Source organism: Mucilaginibacter sp. P1_A3, from assembly GCF_056406855.1.
In genome coordinates this window covers 200,280-224,374 of the sequence record NZ_JBFTZJ010000001.1, presented here as the reverse complement: position 1 = coordinate 224,374, position 24,095 = coordinate 200,280, and the positions used below count along the sequence as shown (strand labels likewise).

13 protein-coding genes are annotated in these 24,095 nt (G+C 40.2%); 12 read left to right on the top strand and 1 reads right to left on the bottom strand.

All coding sequences use genetic code 11. From position 1 onward, the window contains the following. Positions 1 to 224: 224 nt before the first annotated feature. From AC1D0K_RS00995 to AC1D0K_RS00955, 9 genes are all read left to right on the top strand, one after another. Positions 225 to 3,248 (top strand): glycosyltransferase family 117 protein, encoded by a 3,024-nt coding sequence (locus tag AC1D0K_RS00995; RefSeq protein WP_477442479.1) that lies wholly within the window; start codon positions 225 to 227, stop codon positions 3,246 to 3,248. A 216-nt stretch (positions 3,249 to 3,464) separates the two neighbouring features. Next, positions 3,465 to 6,047 (top strand): DUF3857 domain-containing protein, encoded by a 2,583-nt coding sequence (locus tag AC1D0K_RS00990; RefSeq protein ID WP_477398738.1) that lies wholly within the window; start codon positions 3,465 to 3,467, stop codon positions 6,045 to 6,047. A gap of 251 nt (positions 6,048 to 6,298) precedes the next feature. Further along, the gene (locus tag AC1D0K_RS00985; RefSeq protein WP_477398740.1) at positions 6,299 to 7,558 is read left to right on the top strand and encodes a Pycsar system effector family protein; all 1,260 of its coding nucleotides are present in this window, start codon (positions 6,299 to 6,301) and stop codon (positions 7,556 to 7,558) included. Positions 7,559 to 7,597: 39 nt separating this feature from the next. Next, on the top strand, positions 7,598 to 9,628 hold the full coding sequence (gene ppk1, locus AC1D0K_RS00980; RefSeq protein WP_477398742.1) for a polyphosphate kinase 1: 2,031 nt from the start codon (positions 7,598 to 7,600) through the stop codon (positions 9,626 to 9,628). Between the two features lie 12 nt (positions 9,629 to 9,640). Continuing rightward, positions 9,641 to 10,513, top strand: coding sequence for an SdiA-regulated domain-containing protein (locus tag AC1D0K_RS00975; protein WP_477398744.1), 873 nt, complete (start codon positions 9,641 to 9,643; stop codon positions 10,511 to 10,513). A gap of 7 nt (positions 10,514 to 10,520) precedes the next feature. Then, positions 10,521 to 11,147: a phosphatase PAP2 family protein gene (locus tag AC1D0K_RS00970; RefSeq protein ID WP_477398746.1), complete on the top strand. Its 627-nt coding sequence runs from the start codon at positions 10,521 to 10,523 to the stop codon at positions 11,145 to 11,147. Beyond that, entirely contained in the window at positions 11,140 to 14,742 is a 3,603-nt protein-coding gene (locus AC1D0K_RS00965; protein WP_477442485.1) for a BamA/TamA family outer membrane protein, read from the top strand. The genes AC1D0K_RS00970 and AC1D0K_RS00965 overlap by 8 nt, the downstream gene beginning before the upstream one ends. A 23-nt stretch (positions 14,743 to 14,765) precedes the next feature. Continuing rightward, on the top strand, positions 14,766 to 17,114 hold the full coding sequence (locus AC1D0K_RS00960; RefSeq protein WP_477462975.1) for a GAF domain-containing protein: 2,349 nt from the start codon (positions 14,766 to 14,768) through the stop codon (positions 17,112 to 17,114). Positions 17,115 to 17,189: 75 nt separating this feature from the next. Further along, the gene (locus AC1D0K_RS00955) at positions 17,190 to 19,757 is read left to right on the top strand and encodes a BamA/TamA family outer membrane protein (protein WP_477399622.1); all 2,568 of its coding nucleotides are present in this window, start codon (positions 17,190 to 17,192) and stop codon (positions 19,755 to 19,757) included. Positions 19,758 to 19,877: 120 nt separating this feature from the next. Here the strand turns inward: AC1D0K_RS00955 and AC1D0K_RS00950 are convergent, their stop codons facing one another. Continuing rightward, on the bottom strand, positions 19,878 to 21,035 hold the full coding sequence (locus tag AC1D0K_RS00950) for a putative sensor domain DACNV-containing protein (RefSeq protein WP_295718695.1): 1,158 nt from the start codon (positions 21,033 to 21,035) through the stop codon (positions 19,878 to 19,880). A gap of 185 nt (positions 21,036 to 21,220) precedes the next feature. On the opposite strand from AC1D0K_RS00950, the gene AC1D0K_RS00945 reads away from it, so the two are divergent. From AC1D0K_RS00945 to AC1D0K_RS00935, 3 genes are all read left to right on the top strand, one after another. Continuing rightward, positions 21,221 to 21,805: a Crp/Fnr family transcriptional regulator gene (locus tag AC1D0K_RS00945; protein ID WP_295718694.1), complete on the top strand. Its 585-nt coding sequence runs from the start codon at positions 21,221 to 21,223 to the stop codon at positions 21,803 to 21,805. 20 nt (positions 21,806 to 21,825) lie between these two features. Next, positions 21,826 to 22,977: an MFS transporter gene (locus AC1D0K_RS00940; protein ID WP_477398235.1), complete on the top strand. Its 1,152-nt coding sequence runs from the start codon at positions 21,826 to 21,828 to the stop codon at positions 22,975 to 22,977. Between the two features lie 178 nt (positions 22,978 to 23,155). Beyond that, complete coding sequence (locus AC1D0K_RS00935; RefSeq protein ID WP_477398237.1) at positions 23,156 to 24,019, top strand: SDR family oxidoreductase; 864 nt, start codon at positions 23,156 to 23,158, stop codon at positions 24,017 to 24,019. Positions 24,020 to 24,095 lie beyond the last annotated feature (76 nt).

Sequence of the window (24,095 nt, the reverse complement as noted above, 5' to 3'; positions counted from 1 at the left end):
TTCAAAATAGTACAAATTTGTTTTCCTTATTAATTGCTCTAAATGAAGCTTTTACCGGTTCCATTATAATTAAACTTAATAGCCGCCTTAATTGTGATGCAGGTGATAGCGGCCTTTAAAAGTTAATAAATGTTAAATTTGACATCGTCGATCGGTTTTTTTTAAATAAGCTGTAAAAATCATGATATTTGCCCGCGCGACGAAACCATTACTATTTATATTAAATGCAGTACAAAAAAATCAATAATCTTTTAGGCTGGCTTTGCTTTATTATAGCCTCAGTGACCTATATTCTAACCTTAGAACCTTCCGTAAGTTTTTGGGATTGCGGCGAATTTATTTCATGCGCCTACCGTTTACAGGTAGCCCACCAACCCGGATATCCTGTATTTGCCATGTTGGGTAAATTGTTTTCCCTTCTTTCACTGGGCGATAATACCAAGGTTCCTTATTTTACCAATATGGGTTCGGCAATTGCCAGTGGTGCTACCATTATGTTCCTGTTTTGGACAATTACCGCATTAGCTAAAAAATTGATATTGGATAAGCGCGATGATGTTGTTAACCAAACAAATCTTATCCTCATCATGGGGGCAGGACTTGTTGGCGCATTGGCTTTTACTTACACCGATACTTTTTGGTTCTCAGCTGTTGAAACCATTGTATTTGCGCTGTCATCATTATGTACTGCCATTGTATTTTGGGCCATATTAAAATGGGATGCCCATGCCGATGAAAAAGGTGCTGATAAATGGCTGGTTTTTATAGCGTATGTTATTGGTTTATCAATAGGTATACACTTGCTTAACTTATTAACTATTCCGGCATTAGCCATAGTTTATTTTTTCCGCAGGAGCAAAAAAATTACTGTTGGCAATGGTATCCTGGCTATACTTTCGGGCATTATTATACTTGGATTGGTACAATATGGAGTTAGGGGATATACTATAAAATTTGCCGCCTACTTTGATCTTTTCTTTGTAAACTCTCTGGGACTGGGGTTTGGCACTGGTGCCTTTTTCTTTATATTGCTGATAGTGGCCGCATTAGTAGCCGGCATAATCTACAGTATCCGTGCTAAAAAACCTGTTTTAAACCTTGCTTTGCTTTGCCTGGCCTTTATTTATTTTGGCTATGGCTCATTTGCATATATTCCCATCAGGGCTACGGCCAATCCCGATTTAAACAACTCCCATCCGGATAATGCTTTTACCCTTTATGGCTATTTGAACCGTATTCAATATGGCGAAAACCCATTGTTATTTGGTCAATACTACGATGCCAAAGCTGTTGAGCAAAACGAGGGAAGTATCATATACCGTAAGGGAAAAACCAAATATGAAAATGCCGGCCGAAAGGTTGAAACTGTGTTTGATCATACTACCTTCCTTCCACGTATGTACAGCACCGAAGCGCAGGATATTCAGTTTTATAAAGACTGGTTACGCATTCCTGAAGGACAGGCGCCAACCATGGTTGATAATATGAAATGGATGCTGAGCTGGCAAATGTACCAGATGTACTGGCGTTACTTTATGTGGAATTTTGTTGGCCGTTATAATGACGCCGACGGACAGCAAAGTACCGAAAGCATTGACGGTAACTGGACAACCGGTGTTTTTGATGGCGGCCGTCACCTGCCAAAATCTGTTGTTAATGCGCCAACTTATACGCCATTATATGCACTGCCGCTAATAATAGGCTTTATTGGGGCTGCCTACCACTTTACCCGCAAAAAGAAAGATGCGCTGGTAGTGTTATTGTTATTCTTCTTTACGGGCCTCGCCATTGTTATATACGTAAACCAACCGAGCGTACAACCCCGCGAACGCGATTACTCTTACGTGGGTTCCTTTTATGCGTTTGCCATTTGGATAGGTTTGGGTGTGATTGCAATTGCCGAAGGCGCCCGCAAATTTTTGGATGGCCGTACCGCTGCAATTGGTTCAACAGCTATTTGTATACTGGTTGCTCCGGTATTATTAGCCAGTAAAGAGTGGAGGGCTCATGACAGGTCTACCAAAATGACGCCACATGATATGGCCTATAATTACCTGATATCGTGCCCTAAAAATGCCATTTTGTTTACTTATGGCGATAATGATACTTACTCGTTATGGTACGACCAGGAGGTTGAAGGAATAAGGCCAGATGTACGCATCGTAAACCTGAGTTTATTCACCGGCGATTGGTATATACGCCAGATGCAGGGAAAAATGAACCAATCGGAACCATTGCCTATCACTATGCCTTTTGATAAGTATAAAGAGGGGGTAAGGGATGCAATTTATTACAGCGACCGTAAATTAGACGGTCCGCAGGAAGTAAAAGAGGTGTTTGACTTTATAACCTCTGATGATAAAGCAGCCCAGGTAGAATATCAAAGTGGTGATTATGGCAATTATATGCCTACCAAAAACTTAAAGATTACCATTAACCCTGATGAAGTGGTTAAAATGGGAGTTGTTACACCTGAGCAGAAAAGCAAATTAGCCAATATTATGGATTGGAAATTCCCGCCAAATTATGTAACCAAAGAAAATCTGGCCATGCTTGATATCCTGGCGCATAATAACTGGAAAAGACCAATTTGCTTTACTACCACCATTGGTAACGAAAATTTGATAGGCTTACAGCCATACCTATATAAAGAAGGTTTCACATATCATTTAATACCTTTCCAGAAAGATACAACCATACGTGATCAGTTGAGCAAAACAAACACCTTGGTGATGTATGATAATGTAATGAACAAGTTTAAGTTTGGCAATTTTAAAACTGCCAAATATCTTGATCATGAATCAACATCAATGTTTTACCCGGTAATGGTAACCACATTTAGCGATCTGATCCAAAACCTGATGAAAGAAGGCCGTAAAGACCTGGCGCTAAAAGCCCTTCATAAATACGACCAGGAAATGCCTGATATAAACCCATATATTGATATTGCCGGACGTAAAATATTTTTAGCACAAATGGCTTTCCAATTAAATGATGTTGTACTGGGAACTAAAATGGTGCAAAATATTGATAACTATGTGGTTGATCAACTTGATTATAACTATCATTTATTGACATCCAACAGCGGTGGCTTAAATACCCGTGATGTTCAGATTAGCTTACAGGTACTAAATGGAATGACTGATTTCATGAAGGAAAACAACCAAACAGGATTGTTTAAAAAGTTTGATGGCCAATTAAAAGATTACGTTAAAAAGTTTTCGCCACTATTAGGCGGCCAGCAATAAAATGCTTTGGTAAAGTCCCTATCCAGGAATCAATTACCAAGAGCCACGATAGTTTAAATTCACAAACAACAAATGGGAGTTTTCTTTAAGGAGAACTTCCATTTGTTGTTTTAAACCAGCTTGTTTTACCAATATCCTTTGGGGCGGGCATGGATTAAGCTAAATATTAAATAAATAATCATAAAGTCGGCTTCTTTATTTATTTTCATAGCCGGTATGCAAAAACACTTTAAATTATACACATTCCTGTTTTGTTTTCTGTTATTATTAATTGGCAACCGGGTTGTTAAAGCAAACACACCAGCAGTGCACGTAACTCCCAAACCCACCTGGTTAAGTATTTGTAAGCCCTATAACCAAAGACCATCAGCACGTACAATAGAAAAAGGTTTTTTTTATGCCCTTATTGAGCAGCAGGTACATATTGAAAAGCAAGCTGAATATCACCATATCATAAAAGAAATAGTATCCGAAACCGGAATCCAAAATGCATCGCAGATCAACGTTGGTTTTGATCCCAGCTTTAAGCGCCTTGATTTTCACGAGATCATTGTATGGCGTAACAATAAACCTATCAACCGCCTAAACATATCAGCATTTAAAGTTATAGCCGATGAACAGGATCTATCTAACTTCATTTACCAGGGTAGCTACTCTGCATTATGCATATTGGATGATATCCGCAAAGGGGATCGCATTGAATATTCATATACCTTAACCGGCCGTAACCCTATATTTAATGGAAAATTTTGCGATGATATCTCTTTTCAATGGTATCAGCCAGTAGCACATCAATACACCGTTTGGATCACGTCGTTACAAAGAAATTTAAATTTTAAAGCCTTTAATACTATACCTAAAACAACCATTACTCAAAATGGTGGCTTAAAACGATATGAGTACGAAAGCTTCCAGGTACCGGCTGCCCACTATGACGATAGCCAGCCAGCCTGGTATGAGGGTCGCACACGCGTCCAGATCAGCGAGTTTAATGATTGGGCCGCTGTTACCAACTGGGCGCTCAGCATAAACCCCGCTGCCATCAATATAAAAGGTGAACTGGCCGCGCGTATAGCCGAAATAAAAACAAAAACAGGTACCGACCAGGTAAAATACTTCCGCGAAGCGGTAAAAATCGTGCAGGACGAAGTAAGGTACATGGGCATCGAGATAGGGCAATATTCACACCGGGCTAACAATCCCGACAAGGTATTTAAACAACGTTACGGAGATTGCAAAGATAAATCGCTGCTGCTGGTATCAATGCTGCAAGCGGATGGCATTGATGCATCTATGGTATTGGTTAACTCGGGCGTACGGGAACACATTGCCGATTACATACCTACTTACTATGCTTTTGACCATGCCGTGGTTACTGCCAACGTGAAGGGAAGACAGGTTTGGGTTGATGCTACTATTGGTTACCAGGGAGGCACCGGTACCAATATTTATTTCCCCAATTATGGCAAAGGGCTGGTATTAAAACCTGGTAATAAATCGCTCACCGCCATACCACAATCACAAGCAGGAAGTATAGTTTATAACGATATTTATAAAATTAAAAACGATAAAGCTCCTGTTGAATTTACCGTAAAAACTACCTATACCCTCAACGAAGCGGATGACATACGCAGCAGACTGGCATCATCAGGTATGGCCGAAACGGAAAAGAACTACCTGGAATATTATGCAAAAACATATGCAAGAATTGAGCCTAAGGATTCGGTAAGTGTAGTTGATAACCTGGATAAGAATGTACTTACAACAACCGAAACTTATATTATAAAGGACTTTTTCAAAACTGATTCTGAAACCAATAAACGATCTGTTGATTTGTATGCCAGTTATATAACGCAACAGTTGCCGACAATAAATGGTCAAATAAAAACACCGGTATCGCTAAGTTATCCTCTTAATTACGACTATACCATTAATGTAATATTACCCGGTGGTTGGGATATTACAAACCGTACTAACGCCATTAACAGGGATTATTACAAATTTTCGTCAGATTATTCTTCATCCGGAGATACTTTACGTCTCAATTATAAGCTGGCTTATCTTAAAGACAATGTGCCGGTTAACAAATTGGCCGAGTTTAAAAGCGATTTAAAGAAACTTAATTATGATGATTTAAGTTACAACTTTACTTATGGAACTGTAAACGAGCCTCCTTCAAACGCAAATAATTTTATGATACTTTTTGCGGGATTCCTTACAGTGGGTTTTATATTTTTAGGTGTTTGGATCTATCAGCGCGAAACCCCGGGCATTGTTTTTAGCTATGGTTCAACATTTACACCTGTTGGCGGCTGGCTTGTATTAGTGATTGTGTTATTGGCCTTAACTGCATTTTTTTCAATATCTGTTCTGCTTGCGGGTGATTACTTCAGCCTTAAAACCTGGAATTTGGGTGGCGTTGGCATCCGGAACCTGAGCTATAAATTATTTGTGATTATGGAAGTCACCTGCTTTATAGCCCTAATATTTTACTCTGTTTATTGCCTTGTATTACTCTTGAACAAGCGCGATATATTGCCAAAAGTAATTACAGGTTATTTCCTGTTCACTGTTGCTTTTGTGCTGGTTGATTTTGTTTGGACGCTTACTATTAAATCCAACAGCATTGTTCAACCGCATCCGTACATATTGGTTTACGCGATGATAGTTGCAGCTATATGGATTCCATATTTTAAAAAGTCGTCGCGGGTAGAGGATACTTTTATTGTGCCGTATCCTCCATATAATTACAGTTACGAAGGGCCCGAAGAACATCATTCGGCATCTAAAAACGGATGAGAAGTTGCTATATGCCGTAATATATTACGTTTTTCAGCGATATATCGATTATTCTAGAATCCGGTATTCACATTAAGTAATTGATAAACAAATTGTTTATCAATTGGCACAAGATTTGAAAATAAGACTGCATCATTTGTATTCTGCCTTATTTTCAAATAACTCTTACGCAATAATTAAGCCCATAATTTTTATTAAACAGTTTAATAAAAAATTTTAGAATAAATTTGATAAACAATTACCCAATCCAAATGAAATTTCAACAACTATTAGAAGAGGTAAAACAATATGTCACTTCCTATTTCGACGCCTACCAGGATCCGGAACTGATATACCATAATATTAAACATACTAAAGATGTTGTTACTGCAGCAACCAAAATAGCCAACCATTACCAGCTAAGTGATGAGGATTTTTTTGTGGTAGTATCATCTGCATGGTTTCATGATACCGGCTACTTTACGGATAGGGCCGATCATGAAGCAAAAAGTATAAGTATTGCAGAGCATGAGTTGAAACAATTAAAGGTAACTCAGCCTGTGATAGATAAAATTAAAGCCTGTATCCTGGCTACCGAAATGCCTCAGAAGCCAGTTGGCTTACTCCAGGAAATTTTATGCGATGCCGATCTTTTTCATTTAGGAACCGATGATTTTAGTGAAAGGAGTAAAATGGTTCGCAAAGAGATAGAAGCAGTGAAGCGTATCACCATTGATAAAGATGAATGGCGTGCCCGCAGTATTGAATTATTGCAATCGCACAAGTATTTTACAGATTATTGCCGCCTGTTGCTTGGTGATCAGCAACAAAAAAACCTCGACAAACTTTTAGAAAAGCAAAGTACGGTGAAGGATAAAACTGAAACAAAAGAACCTGCTAAAACAGAGGAATATGTTGAAGCAGATGAATCTGCCGAAATAAACATTACCGACGCTTTCGATGAAAGCAAAAATGATCATGATAAACATGGTAAAAAGCATAAAAATGATAAGCCCGAGCGAGGCATAGAAACCATGTTCCGGATTAGCTCAAGCAACCATCAGCGACTGAGCGATATGGCTGATAACAAAGCCCATATTATGATCACTGTAAACTCCATTATTCTATCAGCTATAATCAGTTTGGTGTTACGTAAGCTTGATGAGCACTCAAATCTGCTGATTCCTACTTTTATGCTGCTTGGCGTAAGTTTATTAACGATGACTTTTTCTATACTGGCAACGCGGCCATCCATCCCGAGTGGATTGTTTACGCGCGCTGATATTGAAAAGAAAACTGTTAACCTGTTGTTCTTTGGTAACTTTTACCGGATGTCGCTGGATGAATACGCCGACGGTATGATAAAAATGATGGATGACAGCGACTTTTTATATGGCAGTCTTATCCGCGACAATTATTCACAGGGTGTTGTATTAGGTAAAAAATACCGGTTGTTGCGTGCTTCTTATAATATATTCATGTTTGGACTTATTATTTCGGTAGCAGCGTTCATTATTTCGACATTGCTCTAAGCAGTAAATTTTATAGCTAAATAGATAAATACTGCGATTATGGATCATTATTCATTTTTTGATAGGGACCTGAGCTGGTTGCTTTTTAACGAGCGTATTTTGTTGGAGGCCAACAAGGAAGATCTTCCCGTAATGGAAAGGATAAATTTCCTGTCGATATTTTCGTCAAACTTAGATGAGTTTTACCGGGTAAGAATGCCGGTTTTACTGGCCCTGCACAACTTGGCCACGCATGGCAATAGCGAAAAGGAAGATGTTTTATTGGAAGCACAAATACTGATAGGCCATCAGCAGCAAAAATTTGGGCAAGTATTTACCAGCAGGCTTATTCCCTTGTTAAAAGACAATAAGATTAATCTCCTTTTTAATGAGCCTATACCCGTTGCTATTAATGATAAAGTAAGCGATTACTTTTATAGCCAGGTAATGTCTTTTTTGCAGCCGATAGATCTTGCTGACACCAAAAAGAACTTTTTCCCGGAAAATAACAGGTTATATTTTTTCATCAATCTTCGTACCCGAGATGATAAGGAGCGAAATGTAATACTCAATATACCTTCAAACCAGTTACCGCGTTTTTACAGTGTTAGTGCTGATGATCAGCAATACATTATTTTCCTGGATGATATCATCAGGCATAACCTTGATAAACTGTTTGCGAATGAAACATTACAAGGATGCTTTAGCTTTAAAATAACCCGCGATGCTGAACTGGACCTGAAAGACGAATACCAGGGCGACCTAACCGAGCAAATAGAAAAGCAACTGTTAAAACGTGATCTGGGCATAGCCACCAGGTTTTTGCATCAACCAGGTATTCCTTTGCGTATACTGCATTTTATAACAGAAAAGTTTAGCCTACAAAGTTCAAGTGTGGTTGAGGGCGGAATGTACCATAATCTTAAGGATTTGATGGGCTTACCGGTTAATAATCCTTCACTGCGCTACGCCCGTTGGGCGCCCGTCACAAACAGTACTATTGGCAGCTGGAGTTCTTTATTTGATTATATTGAAAAACAGGACTGCATTTTTCACGCGCCATATCAATCATACAATACGATACTTCGCTTTTTTAACGAAGCTGCAACGGATGTAACCGTAGAGGAGATATTTGTAACCCTTTATCGCGTAGCCAGCGATTCGCGAATTGTGAACGCGCTGATTAGCGCAGCTAATAATGGCAAAAAGGTAAGGGTGATGGTTGAGCTGAAAGCACGCTTTGATGAAGCCAATAATATAAAATGGGCTAAAAAGATGAAGGCCGCCGGCGTAAATATCATCTATAGCGATAAAGCACTTAAAGTTCATGCTAAAGTAGCGCTGGTAAAAAGGCAGGTGAATGGTCGTGATAAATATTCTGGCCTATTGGCTACCGGTAATTTTAATGAAAGTACCGCTGCTTTTTACACTGATCATATTTTAATGACGGCAAATCCATTGTTGCTGCGCGAAATGGAATTGCTATTTATTTTCTTATCTAAGGGAAAAAAATCTGCGGAGGGTTACCCTATCAATTTTAAGCATTTGCTGGTTGCGCAGTTTAATTTGCAATCGGGCTTTATGGAATTAATAGATAAAGAAATTGCAAACGCGAAACAAAACTTACCTGCTGCCATCACTATAAAGCTAAACAATTTGGAAGAGCGTAAGCTAATTGCTAAATTGTACGAAGCATCGCAGGCTGGGGTTAAAATAAGCATGATTGTGCGGAGCGTTTGTTGTTTAATCCCCGGAATACCGGGTATGAGCGAGAATATCACCATTAGACGTATAGTTGACCGTTACCTGGAGCATGGTCGTATATTTATCTTTCACAACAATGGCGATAAAAAAGTATTTCTTGGCTCAGCCGATTGGATGAACCGTAACATTTACCGCCGTATTGAGGTTTGCTTCCCGGTTTATGATGAAAAGATAAAGGCGGAAATTTTACAGATTATTGATCTACAATTAAAAGATAATGTACAAGCTGTAATTCTAAATGCGCAATTGCAGAATATAATCATCGATGCCAAACCACCCCTGGTGCAATCGCAGCGTGAGATATATAAATTTTTAAGTGGGGTTTAAAAGGTTATAATTATGCGTAAAGCCATTATTTATATATCCATTTTACTTGTTTCGGTAGGTGCTATTTCATTTATATCATGCACCGAAAGGGCCGACAGAAATGGAAATGATAGTCCTAAAGGCTATAACCTGGATAAGCCAATAAAATACAATATGCCCGACGAATTGCTTGAAATTTCGGGTATCACATTCAATAATCGCAAAAGCGATTCCTTATATGCAGAGCAGGATGAGGAGGGTAAAGTATTTTACTTTAAATTAGGCGATAAACAGATTAGCCACAGCAGGTTTGGCAAAAAAGGCGATTACGAGGATATTGCTATCTGCCATAACCGGGTAATTATGTTGCGCAGTGATGGGGTGCTGTTTACTTTTCCGCTTAGCCAGATAAGAAGCAAAGAAGTAGCCGACGTACAAAAGCTGGAAGGCCTTTTACCGCCCGGAGAATATGAAGGTATGTATGCCGACGAAAAATCGGGCCAGCTCTATATTTTATGCAAACATTGTACGGATGAGCACACCACAAAAAGCAGCAGTGGTTACGTATTTGCTTTACAAACCGATGGTTCACTTAAGCAAAGCGGAGATTTCGGCATCAACGTTAAATCTATTGAGAAAATACTGGGTAAAAAGCGGATTGGTTTCCACCCATCGGCATTAGCGAAAAACGTTAATACCAATGAGTGGTACATTTTGTCGTCGGTTAACAAAATGCTGGTGGTAACGGATATTAATTGGAATGTAACAGCGGTTTACCCACTAAATACTTCATTGTTTGGCCAACCCGAGGGTATGGCATTTGATGCAAACTATAACCTTTACATTTCCAACGAAGGAAGCAAAACCAGCGAGGGGAATGTTTTAAAATTTAAATACACTAAATAATAGCAAAATGATAAGAGACGCGAAACTGATCTGGATTTTTTTTATAATCGTTGCATTTACAGGTTATCATAATTGCTTAGCCCAAAACCCAGATATTAATATTTTAAAGAGTATCAACCCTCGCTATCCAAACTCCTTATATTGGCGCAATACCAGTAATTCGGCCTATTATGGAGCAGGAGCAGCCTCCTTCGGTACGCTGATATATGGTTTAGTCAGCAATAATGAAACAGCTAAACGCAATGGTATCGAAACCATTATCAATTTAGGAGCATCAGTTTTAATTACAGATCTTCTTAAGGTAACAGTAAACCGCACCAGGCCGGCTGATAGGTACCCCAATGAGGTATTTGTTCTTTCGCCAACACACAATCAGTCATTTCCTTCGGGGCATACCAGTCTGGCATTTGCAACGGCAGCCACTTTATCTATACAGTATCATAAATGGTATGTAACGGTACCGGCTTATTTATGGGCATCATCGGTAGGTTACTCCAGGATGTATCTGGGTAAACATTACCCAACGGATGTATTAGCGGGTGCTGCTGTAGGCATAGGTACATCATATGCAGGCCATTGGCTTAATCAAAAGTTATTTAAAAAGCACAATCCAACCGTAACTGATCATGAATAAAAAAATACTTTTCTTATTCATTTTATTCCTGGGCAGGCTCGCCGCAAAGGCCCAGGATTCGGTACGTTACCGGGTAATACTAATAGGTGATGCAGGCGAAATGGGGGTGCATCAAAGCGATGTTTTAAAACATGCAGCGGCTAACATCGTCAAAAACAAAACCATTGTAATGTACCTGGGCGATAATATATACCCAACAGGTATGGGCTTACCGGGCAGCCCTGATGAAGATCGCACAAAAAAGATCCTTCAATCGCAATATCAACCCATGCGCGCTAACGGCGCACCTGTTTATTTTGTGCCCGGCAATCATGACTGGGATAAAATGGGACCGCAAGGACTGGCTAAAATTAAACGCCAGTGGCAATATTTGAATGAGCAACAGGATAGCTTATTGAAAATGATTCCCGCAAACGGGTGCCCCGATCCGGTAGAGATTGATCTGAATGAAAATTTAACAGTTATAGCCTTTGATAGTGAATGGTGGTTATATCCTTATAGCAAGATTAATAACGATGCGGAATGCGATTGTAAAACCAAAGATGATATCATAGATAAATTTGAGGAGATACTGAACAGGAACCGCAATAAGGTTATTCTGCTGGCATCACATCACCCATTTCAAAGCTATGGCACACATGGCGGCAAGTTTTCTTTGAAGGATCATATTTTTCCGTTAACTGCCCTCAACAGCAATTTAATGGTACCCTTACCGGTAATTGGTTCATTGTATCCTTTTTTACGTTCATCCTTTCCTAATCCCGAGGACTTGAATCATCCCTTATATAAGGATATGATAACGCGAATAGATGGTGTTTTTAAAGGCTTCCCAAATATGATCCACGTAGCAGGACATGAGCATGGCCTGCAATTTATTAAGAGCGACCAGGTACAGGTAGTAAGTGGGGCGGGTGCCAAACGCACCTACGCTACAAAAAGTCCACACACTCTTTTCGCCGATGCTACTCAAGGGTATGTTATCGCCGATATGCTGAGCGATAACAGCATCCGTTTTACTTACTATATTGATAGTACAACAGGCGTAAAGCAGGCATTTACCTACACCCAACCTTACACACCCGTAAAAGAGGAACTTGATGCTGCCGTTAAACCAATCACCGCCGATAGCGTGGTAGTTAAAGTGCATCCTTCCTACAATAACGTAAGCAAATTTCACCGCACCATATTTGGCGAAAACTACCGTAAGGAGTGGGCGGCAGATACTAAATTACCTGTTATCAGGATCTCTGAATTTAAGGGAGGCTTAACTCCCGAAAAATTGGGTGGCGGTTTTCAAACCCATTCCTTACGTTTAATAGATAATACAGGCAAGGAATGGGTGATCCGCAGCGTTGAGAAAAGTCCGGAAAAAGTGCTGCCCGAAGAATTCCAGGAAACTTTTGCCAAAGATTGGGTAAATGATGCCATGAGTGCACAACACCCATTTTCAGCACTCATTGTTCCGCCATTGGCAGATGCCGCACGCGTGCCTCATACCAATCCCCAGATAGGGGTGATGTCGCCAGATGAAAAGCTGGGTAAGTACAATAAGGTATTTGATAATAAAGTAGTACTGATTGAAGAAAGAGAGCCCACAGGAAAATCTGATGCTACCGCAAAAATGCTGGCGGTTATGTTGAAGGACAATGATAACAGGTTAGATGGAGATGCGTTTTTACGCGGCCGTTTGCTTGATTTATTAATTGGTGACTGGGACAGGAGGGGCGACCAATGGCGCTGGCAAGGCACCAAAACCGATAAGGGCATTGTTTATACAGGCGTTCCCCGCGATCGCGACCAGGCGCTTTATACCAACCAGGGTATATTACCTTATCTTGCTTCAAGAGAATGGTTGGAACCCGACTTACAGGGCTTTGATGGTAAAATTCGTAATATATACTACTCTGCATGGAGCAGTATGTTTGCAGATCTGCTTCCTGATGTAAAATATAATCACGAACACTGGACAAAAATAGTTAATGATTTTGTTGCTGCCGAAACCGACGAGGTTTTAGAAGCAGGCTTAAAAAGGCTTCCGGCATCATCCTATAAATTAAGGCATGATCAACTATTTAAACAATTAAAAGAACGCCGTGCAAATATCCCGGCGGCGATGGAAGAGTTTTACAAGATCACCAATAAAATTGTTGAGATCCACACCTCCCGCAAAAATGAATTGTTGAATATTAAAGATATCCCGGGTAATGGCCTCAACATTGTTATCAATAAAATTAACAATAATGGCAAAGTAAGGGATACGTTAATGGATATCAATTTCATGCCTGATATTACCAAAGAGATTCGGATCTATGTTGGTGCGGGCGCTGATAGGGTGATATTGAATAACGCAACATCCCCTATAAAACTTAGGTTTGTTGATAGCGTGGATGTTAAAAACTATAATATCATCAAATCAAAAAACAAGGTGCAGATTTATGACCCCGGCACGTTTAAGCTTACGGGTGATACTTCAAAGGTGCGTAGATATCTTTCGGCGGATAGTGCTAATATCTCCTACATGGCAACCAATTTATCTAATGTTACCATGCCGCTTGCCAATATCGAAATAAACCCCGATGAAGGCTTTTTGCTGGGCCTTGGTTTTAAATATACCCACCAGGATAGTTTTCGTAAATTCCCTTACAATGATGTGCAGCAGGTGTTTGTAAGCCATTCATTTTCAACTAAAGCATTTAGAGTTAATTATAATGGTGAGTGGATAAAAGCGGTAGGTGATGCAAACCTTTTATTGCAATTTCAGGCCAATTCGCCCCAAAGCCTTAACTTTTTTGGGCGTGGCAATGAAACAGTATTTGACAAAACAGGCGACTATAAAAGATTTTACCGTACCAGGTTCACTACCGTTCAGTTTGATCCCGCTTTAAGCTGGCATAGTAAATCGGGCACCACGATAAACGTCGGTCCATCTTTTCAATACTATAATTTAAACGACGCCGATAACACAGGTCGTTTAATTACAAATCCATTACTTACAAAAAGTACAGATCGTTATAACTTTGATAAACAAAAGCTTTTTGCCGGCGTAATAGTTAATTTTACCAGCGATAAGCGTAACAACCAGATCCTACCTGCCTGGGGAAGCTATGTAAATATTAAACTGCAAGGTTATGCGGGTTTAAATAGCTATTCAAATACCTTTACACAGCTTATACCACAAGCAGCATTGTATAAAAGTTTAAATACTAAGGGTACCGTTGTACTGGCCGAAAGGATTGGTGGCGGTATCACCATTGGTAAAACAGCTTTTTATCAATCCCTGTTTTTGGGTGGGCAGGATAACTTATTAGGATATAGATTATACCGTTTTGCCGGGCAATACAGCTTTTATAATAACCTGGAATTGCGTGTTAAACTATTTGATTTTGCAAGTTATATTGTACCGGGACAGGCCGGGCTTTTGGGCTTTTATGATATTGGCAGAGTTTGGGAAAAGGGAGAGCATTCAGATAAATGGCATAATGGTACGGGTGCTGGTTTATATATTGCACCCGCTAAACTGGTAGTAATAAAAATAGTTGCCGGGCACTCTGAAGAAGGATGGTATCCTTATCTTTCAACAGCATTCCGATTTTAACAAGGGATAATTTTTATAATAAAATGCACACCGAAGTATTAAATATAAGCAAGAACGAATGCACTGTTTGCCAGGTTGATATGTGCCTGTCATTCAATCCATTTGTGGAACATTTAAAGGAACGTGTAATTACCGAGAAAACCCTTAAAAGTGAATTCTATAAATATGTACTTAACAAGTTTGAAACGGATACCTGTATAGACCTGGAATTGAACCCGGAACATGCAGAAAAATACCGTGGAATGCTGGAACTTGTTTTTAGCATACTCACCCCGCCCATACTCAACGAAAAGGAATTTTATTGGGCATTAAGCACTCCGGTACCTGATAAAATTTTTTTTAGCACAGAAGCATTCTTTAATTTCCATTCCAGTCATCACTCTGGATTGTATGTGGTAGATATGCCCGGTAGTGAGCTGTTTACTCAACGCCAGAGAAGGTTTGTTTACAACCTGATATTGGAGCGCATGTATGGTTTTAGTACAGTGCTTAAAAACGAACTTTTGTACAGCTATGTTGACCCGGAAACAAACCTCACCAGGTATTACAGTATTTTCACCAACCCACAGTTTGTAACTATCATTGCAAAAGGTGAATTACCCAAATTAAAGTTTGAAACGATAGAGCCTTACCTAAATGGCTTTGAAGGAATAGAGGTATTAGAAAACATCTTACCGCTATCAAATTTTATGTTCCGTGGTTTTACGGTGATCACCTTAACGGATATTACACTTCCGCATGCTATGGAAAGCATCAGGAATGAGTTGGTTAATCACTCCGCAAATGAATCTGAGCAGTATGATCATATTATCAAGTCATTAAAAACTTTGTCTGAAGATCCCTCTATCGAATTTGGCTTAATGCCGTTTTTAACCGTTAATAACAAGCCGATATTTGACAAGAATGAATGCTCGCAAAGTATTTTAATATCATCAGCAAAGCAATATAGCATGGCCGAAGAGGCTTTTCTGTCAGTTGCTGAAGATTACAGTAAAAATCCTAAACCTTTATTTTTTAATATCATCAGTGATGAAAAGGTAGCGAAATTTCCTTTTCTTAAAGTACTAAAACAATCCGGAATTAAGTCGTATGGAATTTTCCCGGTTTATTATAATAAAAAGAACGTAGGCATAATGGAAGTATACTCGTATAAGGAAATAGCCTTTTACGAAAAGCTGCTGTCCAAATTGCAAACCGCTATTCCGTTAATTGCCCAATTACTGCAAAATAGTATCGACCAGTTCGATGAAAAGTTAGAGAAAGTAATTAAAAATAAATTCACTTCGCTACAGCCATCTGTACAATGGAAATTTAATGAAGTAGCCTGGACTTATCTTACACAAGGAAACAAAAAGCACAAGAACCAGGAAATAGAAACCGTGGTTTTTAATAACGTTTACCCATTGTTTGGCGCAATAGATATTCGCAACTCCACTATAGAGCGTAACACCGCCCTACAGGATGACCTTGAAGCGTTGTTAGTCCTCACCATAGATACTTTAAAGAAGTTAAAAACACACATTCACCTGAGTCTTATTGATAACCTGGTATTTAAATGTGAAGAGTGGCTGCAAAAAGTTAGTGGATTTATAACTACCAATGATGAGCTTACACTGGATAGCTTTTTGCAGGATGAATTGAATCCATTTCTCAATCATTTCAGGCAAAACTATCCAGAGGAAAAGCCGGTGATTGATAAGTACTTTGATGCCCTGCCCGAGGAAACCGGCCTTTCATTTGCCAACCGCCGCAACCTGGAAAATTCTATGCAGCTCATCAATACCAGTATTAACAATTACCTGGAGATGGCTCAGGATGAGGTACAAGGGTCGTTCCCGTGTTATTTTGAAAAATTCAGAACCGACGGGGTTGAATATGATATTTATATTGGTCAATCTATCGCGCCTCACAAAGCATTTGATCTGCTGTATCTAAAAAATATTCGCCTTTGGCAATTACGGTCTATGGCCGAGATAGCCAAGTTAACCAACAGCTTAACCGACCAGTTATCCCGCCCGTTACAAACTACACAGCTGATATTTATACATTCAAACGCCATTGATATCAGTTTCAGGAACGACGAAAGGCGTTTTGATGTAGAGGGAGCTTATAACATACGTTATGAGGTGGTGAAGAAACGAATAGATAAGGTGTTAATTGCCGGCACGGTTGAACGTCTTACCCAACCAGGTAAAATTGCGATGGTATATTTTAATCAGATGGAGGCCACTGAGTACCAGGAATATATTAAATACCTGCAGGATCGTCATATCCTCAATAATGATTTGGAATATCTCGACCTGGAAGAATTACAGGGCGTTACAGGTTTAAAAGCCTTAAGAGTAGGTGTTAATTATGATTTTAAATCATAAAATAAAGTTATGTGTTGTAATAATCAATACATAGCCGGTTAGTTTTAAAAACGCAAATAACTTAACATATAGCCTATGAAACCTCCATTATTGTTTTTATTGGGGATGACCTTGTTTATCACTAATAATATAAGTGCGCAATCATTAGGCGATAGCGTAAAATTGGCCATCGAACCTCAATACAATAATGTAAGCGGTACACACCGTTTTTTTCTTGGAGAGAATTACCGTAAACTATGGGCAGCTCCGGTAAAGTTCAGCGTTTTTCATATATCAACAGAAAAGGGCGGCTTAAAGATCTTGCAGAGGGGCGGAGGGAAACAAACAAAATCTTTACGCCTGCAAGACCCCACAGGGCAGCAATGGGTATTACGTACCATCCAAAAATACCCCGAGAATGGCTTACCGCCAGACCTGAGGCCCACAGTAGCGAAGGATATTTTACAGGACCAGGTATCTGCCGCGCATCCGTTTTCGGCGTTAACTGTGCCACCATTGGCATCAGCATTAGGAATTCCGCATTCTAATCCTAAAATTGTATATGTGCCCGATGATTCCGCATTAGGCGAGTACCGTAAGGATTTTGCCAACCAGGTTTTCCTGTTCGAGGAACGTGAACCGCTGGATGCAGAAAAAACTGAGAACACCGAAAAAGTACAACAAAAGCTCCGGGACGATAACGATAATCGCGTTGATGAAAAGATAGTGTTACGGGCCCGCCTCCTGGATATGCTATTGGGCGACTGGGATCGTCACGAAGACCAATTGCGCTGGGAAAAACAGGAAGGTAAACACGAAACCATCTATGAGCCAGTACCCCGCGACCGCGACCAGGTTTATTATAAAACCTCCGGGCTGTTCCCCTGGATAGTTGCCCATCAGTGGTTAAAATCAAAATTCCAGGGATATAGCGAAGAAATAAGGGACATTAACGGATGGAATTTTAATGCCCGTTATTTTGACCGTTATTTTTTAAATGCCCTGAGCGAAGATGACTGGAAACAGCAGATAGCTTTTGTGCAAAGTAAGCTGACCGACGATTTGATCAAAAGGGCAGTTAAACTGATGCCTGATACCATATACAAGCTTTCGGGCCCGGGAATTATCAAAAAAATGATAGCCCGACGGAATATACTTGATAAACAAGCGATGGAATACTACCGCTTCATATCCAAAGAGGTAGAGATTCCAGCGAGCGATAAAACGGATAAATTCTCCATCAATAACCTGCCCGGCGGTAATCTTTCTGTAACCATAAATAAAATCAAAAAGGACGGTAGTATTGATAAAATTACCTATCAACGCACTTTTAAACCTGATGTAACACAGGAAGTAAGGTTGTATGGTTTTGCCGGTGATGACCAGTTTTTAGTAACAGGTACGGAGCCATCGCCTATAAGGGTGCGCATGGTTGGTGGCGATGGGGTGGATAGTTATTATGTAGATAAAAATCTGCATAATAAAAGTAAGCTCTATTTATACGATCGATCAGATCAGCCGAATAAATTACCATCCTCAACAGCGGTAAAAATTCGCACATCAACAGATACCGCGGTTAATCAATACGATAAACAAAGTTTTAAATTCAACAGGTTTGAGCCAATTGTACTGGCTAATTATAGCACAGATCTTGGTATATCCCTTATCGGCGGTTTTTCTTACGAAAAACATGGTTTCCGTAAAGAGCCATATGCTTTCAGGAATGAGTTTTTAGTAAATTATAACTTGTCCAGGCAATCGTTCCTGTTAACGTATTATGCCAATTGGAGGAAGCTGATAGGGAATAATGACCTGGCCATTAATTTTGTTTCGCTCGGACCCCATAATCTTAGTAATTTCTTTGGGATAGGTAACAATACTGTTTTCGAAAACAAGGGTAATAAAAAAATCTCGTACTATCGCAATCGTTACGATTTTGTTACTGCTGATGTTTCCTTACGACAAACACAGGGTAACTGGCATCTAAGTGAAGGCATTGCGGGGCAATATTACAACAGTAGCATATCGAATAACAGCAACCGTTTTTTAAACAATTACGATCAGTTAAATCCGTCCGAAAATGTATTCGGAACCAGGTTTTATACCGGGGCATTGGTAACAGCTAAACTGGATACCCGTAATAAGGCAACCATACCTACCAAAGGGATCTACTGGAGTACTACCCTTAGCGGGTTTACAGGATTAAGTTCTGGTAGTCATAACACTTACGGGCAAATACTATCAGAATTCAGCTTTTACCTAAATCCCGACAGGGACTCGGTACTGGTTATAGCCAACAGAACGGGTTTGGGCACTACAGTTGGGGATGCCACCTATTTTCAGCTAATGAAATTGGGCGGAACCCAAAATTTCAGGGGTTTTCATACCAACAGGTTCACCGGTAAGTCTATCGCCTACAACAACCTCGAGCTTCGCCTTAAAGTACTTGATTTTGCATCTTACCTGCTGCCCGGTTCAATAGGTGTTATCGGCTTTAATGATGTAGGCCGTGTTTGGGTGCCGGGCGAAAAATCCAGCCAATGGCATGATGGCTATGGTGGTGGTATTTACATCATCCCTGCGCAACTGGTTTTAATTGAAGCAGTAATGGGTTTTTCAAAAGAAGGATCATTACCTTACATTACTATTGGATTGAGGTTTTAAGCTTCACCTGTCCATGACGTGCTTGTCTAATCGCGCAAAACTTACGAAGTTTTCAAAACTTCGTAAGTTTGATCCCAGCGATATCCTGTCATTCTCCCTTCAGAGGATAAACATTTTTAATTAAAGAAGAAGTATATCTATCTGGTGCGCATGTACCATATTTACAATTGGCGACCATGCAAAAACCGTAAACCTGCCATCTTGCGAGGCCACCAAAGCAATAGCGTCTTTTTGATCAAACACAAACTGCGCTGCAGATAAATGCCGCGTGCCACCGTTTTGTGCCGGGTGGATTATTTTTGTTGAGCAGCCAACAACCGGCTCGGTAACAATAATTTCTTCTACACGCGTGCTCTTTGATGAACGGCCTATTTTGGCACCAAAGGCAAGCAGCTCATGTTTATCATTAATTACCGTGGCGCCATCTATAGAGGTTAGCCCGCCAATGGTATCAACCGCACGGCGTAGTTTTTCCTGCCAGGAAGTATGATATTTTTCAATGCCTTCATGAATCATTAAGTCGGTAAGACCAGAGAAAGCCGGCGAAACCGGGTAGGATATAGGAGAAATAATGGATTCTGTCCAATCGTCGCTCCCGGATGGTACAACCAGCAGTATACCGCCACGTTTATGAGCCTGCATAGATGCCGCTAACTGTACCAGCACATTCACCGGATCGTTCCAGGAAGATGGCAAAGTAAAATCAAGCATAGAGGTAAGAATGGTGGGGCAGTCTGATAGGGTAGAGCCTTGTTCATCAACTACCTTAATATCGTCGCCTTTTAAAATGGCTATATTCACAAACTTACCAAAACCATCAACACGCCGGTGTTTTACAACCAGTAATCCCGGCTCTATTACCTCCAGTACAAAACAATAGGCAGGTATGGCAAGCGTTGTTCCCCAAACGTAAAGTTCCCCATCTTCTATCCAAACGCCTAAATGTATCCCCGGTTGCTGCACAGCCGAAGCAAATTTTGTAAGAATATTGGGCGCAAGTTTTATTTTATGTCCGAACAAAAGTGGTTGTCCGGCGCTTTCAGGCGGTAAAAAAGCCAAAGTAAATTTGGGCGAATAACCTTCTTCGCGACGTAGGCTCGCCCAGAAGGATATATCGATAATAGCCTCAATAGTTGCAATATCAGGTGTTGGCGCGGCCAGGTCGACGCTTTCTACATTTACCATTGAATGGAAATGTTTAAAATGCCGCTCTAATGACGGAGCTACAACGCGGGCAGCTTTATAAGTTGGTTCAGAGGTAATACTCCTTGATTCCATATTGATTATAAGATGATTTCCGGCTGGTACGGCCGGTTAAATAGATTGTACTACCCAAAAATAGCGGTTCTTTATCGCCATCACAAACAAATGCCTCAAAATTGCAATTAGCCGATAATTGGGCAACATGCTGATTAAATTATATGTTTATTTTTGAAATTATTTTAAATCCTGATCCCGCATAAATGTTTGATACATTTTTACAATACGTAGCAGATTACTCATCATTAAAATTATCTGATGAAGAAATTGAAGTGATAAAGAAATCCTTCAAGCTCAAAAAGCTGCGTAAAAGACAATACCTTTTGCAGGAAGGCGATATGAGTAAATATATCTCATTTGTAACTAAAGGAGCTTTAAGGCAATATACGGTTGACGATAAGGGTCATGAGCATATTGTGCGTTTTGGTATAGAGCGCTGGTGGATGGGCGATTATGAAGGCTTCACGATGAAAACCCCCAGCCGCTATAATATTGATGCCATTGATGACTCGGAACTGTTGCAAATATCGTATGAGCAGCTGGAGGATCTGAAAAAGAAAGTCCCAGCTATTGAAGCCATGGTAAAAAAAATAGACCAGCGTAGTTACGTTTCGCAACAAAGAAGAATTCATTCCTCTATTAGCAATACCGCCGAGGATCGTTATATAGACCTCCTGAATACCTATCCCGATTTTTTGCAGCGTTTCCCTCAAAATATGATCGCATCATACCTGGGCATATCGCCAGAAACCTTGAGCAGGATACGGAAGCAGATGGCGGGTAAGTAATTTATTTTTACTTTTAGGCCATGGATAATGCTACCGTCCCAAACAGATCGAAATTAAGATTTGCCTGCGGAGTTTTCTTCTTCATTTCCGGCTTTGGATATTCGTCCTGGGCATCACGCATACCATCTATACAACAACAGCTTCATTTAAACGAGGCGCAGTTAGGGGCGGTTTTGCTTGCCTTGCCAATAGGCTTGATGCTTACTATACCCATAACCGCCAAAATGCTCAAGCACTTTAGCAGCAAAAGTATTATGCTTATTGGCGCTATCGCTTTCAATTTATTATTATGTGTACCCGGTTTTACCACTTACGTATGGCAATTGGTTATACTACTTTTTTTCTTTGGCTCGGCACGCAATATATATAACCTGTCAACAAACTCCCAGGCGGTGAGTGTACAGGCATTTTACGATAAATCTATCATGGTAAACTTTCATGGCATTTGGAGTATTGCAGGTTTTGCCGGTGCCGCTGTCGGATACGTCATGGTATCTTATAATGTGGGAGCATCCTGGCATTTGCTATTAGTTGGGATAGCAATGCTTATTACAACAGCTATTTTTTACCCGCACATTTATTATGAAAAGCCAGTTGTTACATCGGCAACATCTGGCTTTAAATTACCTGATAAGCATCTTATAAAATTTGCATTAATATGCTTTGCCTCCATGGCTTGCGAAAATACGATGTATGATTGGAGCGGCATTTATTTTCAAAAGGTGGTTCATCCGTCTAAATCAGCGGCAACAGCGGCATTTGTTGTTTATATGGTATCCATGACCATTGGCAGGTTCACCGGCGATAGACTGGTGGCCTCAGTAGGAATAAAAAAAGTACTTACATTCAATGGTATCCTGGTAACCGCAGGCCTATTATTTTGCATTATTTTACCCTATACCTACACCACCTATATGGGTTATGGCATGGTAGGGCTGGGGGTATCATGTATTGTGCCATTAGTATTCAGTATGGCTGGTAAATCACAAAGCATGAATACCAGCCAGGCACTCGCAGCTGTTTCAACTGTGGGCTACCTGGGTTTCCTGATCATACCACCCGCAGTAGGCGTTATAGCACAGGCAGCCGGCCTGCGCTGGGCATTTGGAATGGTTGCAGGTTTCGGGGCGTTGATTATTGTGATGGTATCTCAACTTAAAGAAAACTCGTAAAATAAGCTAATCACCTCGCGTCTTTGGACGAAAGCTTTATAACTTCATTGGTATAGCGTTCTTCGCCGGAAAAATACTCCAATTATTCTTGATAAATATCAACGTTCTTTTTTGCCTTTTGTCATTTGGCAGCATTTAGCGTTGCCCCATCTTTGTTATGTAAATAATACACAACAAAATGAAAAAGATAGTTTTAATAACAGGAACAAGCACAGGGTTTGGTAAGTTAATGACCCAAACTTTAGCTAAAGAGGGTCATACTGTAATAGCTGCCATGCGTGGTACAACCGGTAAAAATGAAGCCGCCGCCAAAGAGCTGGCCGCATTACCTAATGTAGATGTTGTAGAGCTGGATGTAACCAGTGATGAATCTGTAAAAAATGCTTTCGCTCAGTCTTTGGCCAAACATGGCAGGATTGATGTATTGGTGAACAATGCAGGCATAACAGGTTATGGCTTAGCCGAAGCATATACCATTGACCAGGTAAAGAAAATGTTTGAGGTTAATTTTTACGGCGTTTTGCGTACCTACGATGCAGTGCTTCCTTCCATGCGTGCAAACAAAAATGGCCTTATCATTAATATTTCTACTGGCGCCAGCGGCTTTACATTGCCATTCATGGTGCCCTACATGGCTTCCAAATTCGCGATGGAGTCATTAACAGAAGGCTTTAATCATGAATTGAAAGCTTATGGAATAGAGAATGTATCTATACAAAGCGGTGTTTACCCAACCGAAATGAACAATGGCAGCAAATCAGGTTTGAACGCGGATAAGGAAGATATCATTGCCGCCTATGGACAAGATGCTGTAAATTCATTCAACGCGATGGGTGGTGCTTTATTTGGCAAGATGGCTGATTACAAAATGGATCCGCAAACCATTGCAGATGGCGTACTCGATTTGATTAACCTTAATAAAGGCGAACGCCCCTTACGTTACCCATTGGATGCTATTGCACAGGGCGCAGATCATGAATTTGTAAAATCACGTGCCGAGATCAAAGATAAATGGGCAAAGAATTACGGATTTACTTTATAAGTAATACCTTGGCGGCATAAAAAACACAAACGTGTGTCTCTTCAATTTATTTGTAGAGACTCACGTTTGCATTTCA

Bases quoted from the DNA above. Each gene is read 5' to 3' on its own strand.
- AC1D0K_RS00995 (WP_477442479.1), top strand. From the start codon at position 225: ATGCAGTACAAAAAAATCAATAATCTTTTAGGCTGGCTTTGCTTTATT.
- AC1D0K_RS00990 (WP_477398738.1), top strand. From the start codon at position 3,465: ATGCAAAAACACTTTAAATTATACACATTCCTGTTTTGTTTTCTGTTA.
- AC1D0K_RS00985 (WP_477398740.1), top strand. From the start codon at position 6,299: ATGAAATTTCAACAACTATTAGAAGAGGTAAAACAATATGTCACTTCC.
- ppk1 (WP_477398742.1), top strand. From the start codon at position 7,598: ATGGATCATTATTCATTTTTTGATAGGGACCTGAGCTGGTTGCTTTTT.
- AC1D0K_RS00975 (WP_477398744.1), top strand. From the start codon at position 9,641: ATGCGTAAAGCCATTATTTATATATCCATTTTACTTGTTTCGGTAGGT.
- AC1D0K_RS00970 (WP_477398746.1), top strand. From the start codon at position 10,521: ATGATAAGAGACGCGAAACTGATCTGGATTTTTTTTATAATCGTTGCA.
- AC1D0K_RS00965 (WP_477442485.1), top strand. From the start codon at position 11,140: ATGAATAAAAAAATACTTTTCTTATTCATTTTATTCCTGGGCAGGCTC.
- AC1D0K_RS00960 (WP_477462975.1), top strand. From the start codon at position 14,766: ATGCACACCGAAGTATTAAATATAAGCAAGAACGAATGCACTGTTTGC.
- AC1D0K_RS00955 (WP_477399622.1), top strand. From the start codon at position 17,190: ATGAAACCTCCATTATTGTTTTTATTGGGGATGACCTTGTTTATCACT.
- AC1D0K_RS00950 (WP_295718695.1), bottom strand. From the start codon at position 21,035: ATGGAATCAAGGAGTATTACCTCTGAACCAACTTATAAAGCTGCCCGC.
- AC1D0K_RS00945 (WP_295718694.1), top strand. From the start codon at position 21,221: ATGTTTGATACATTTTTACAATACGTAGCAGATTACTCATCATTAAAA.
- AC1D0K_RS00940 (WP_477398235.1), top strand. From the start codon at position 21,826: ATGGATAATGCTACCGTCCCAAACAGATCGAAATTAAGATTTGCCTGC.
- AC1D0K_RS00935 (WP_477398237.1), top strand. From the start codon at position 23,156: ATGAAAAAGATAGTTTTAATAACAGGAACAAGCACAGGGTTTGGTAAG.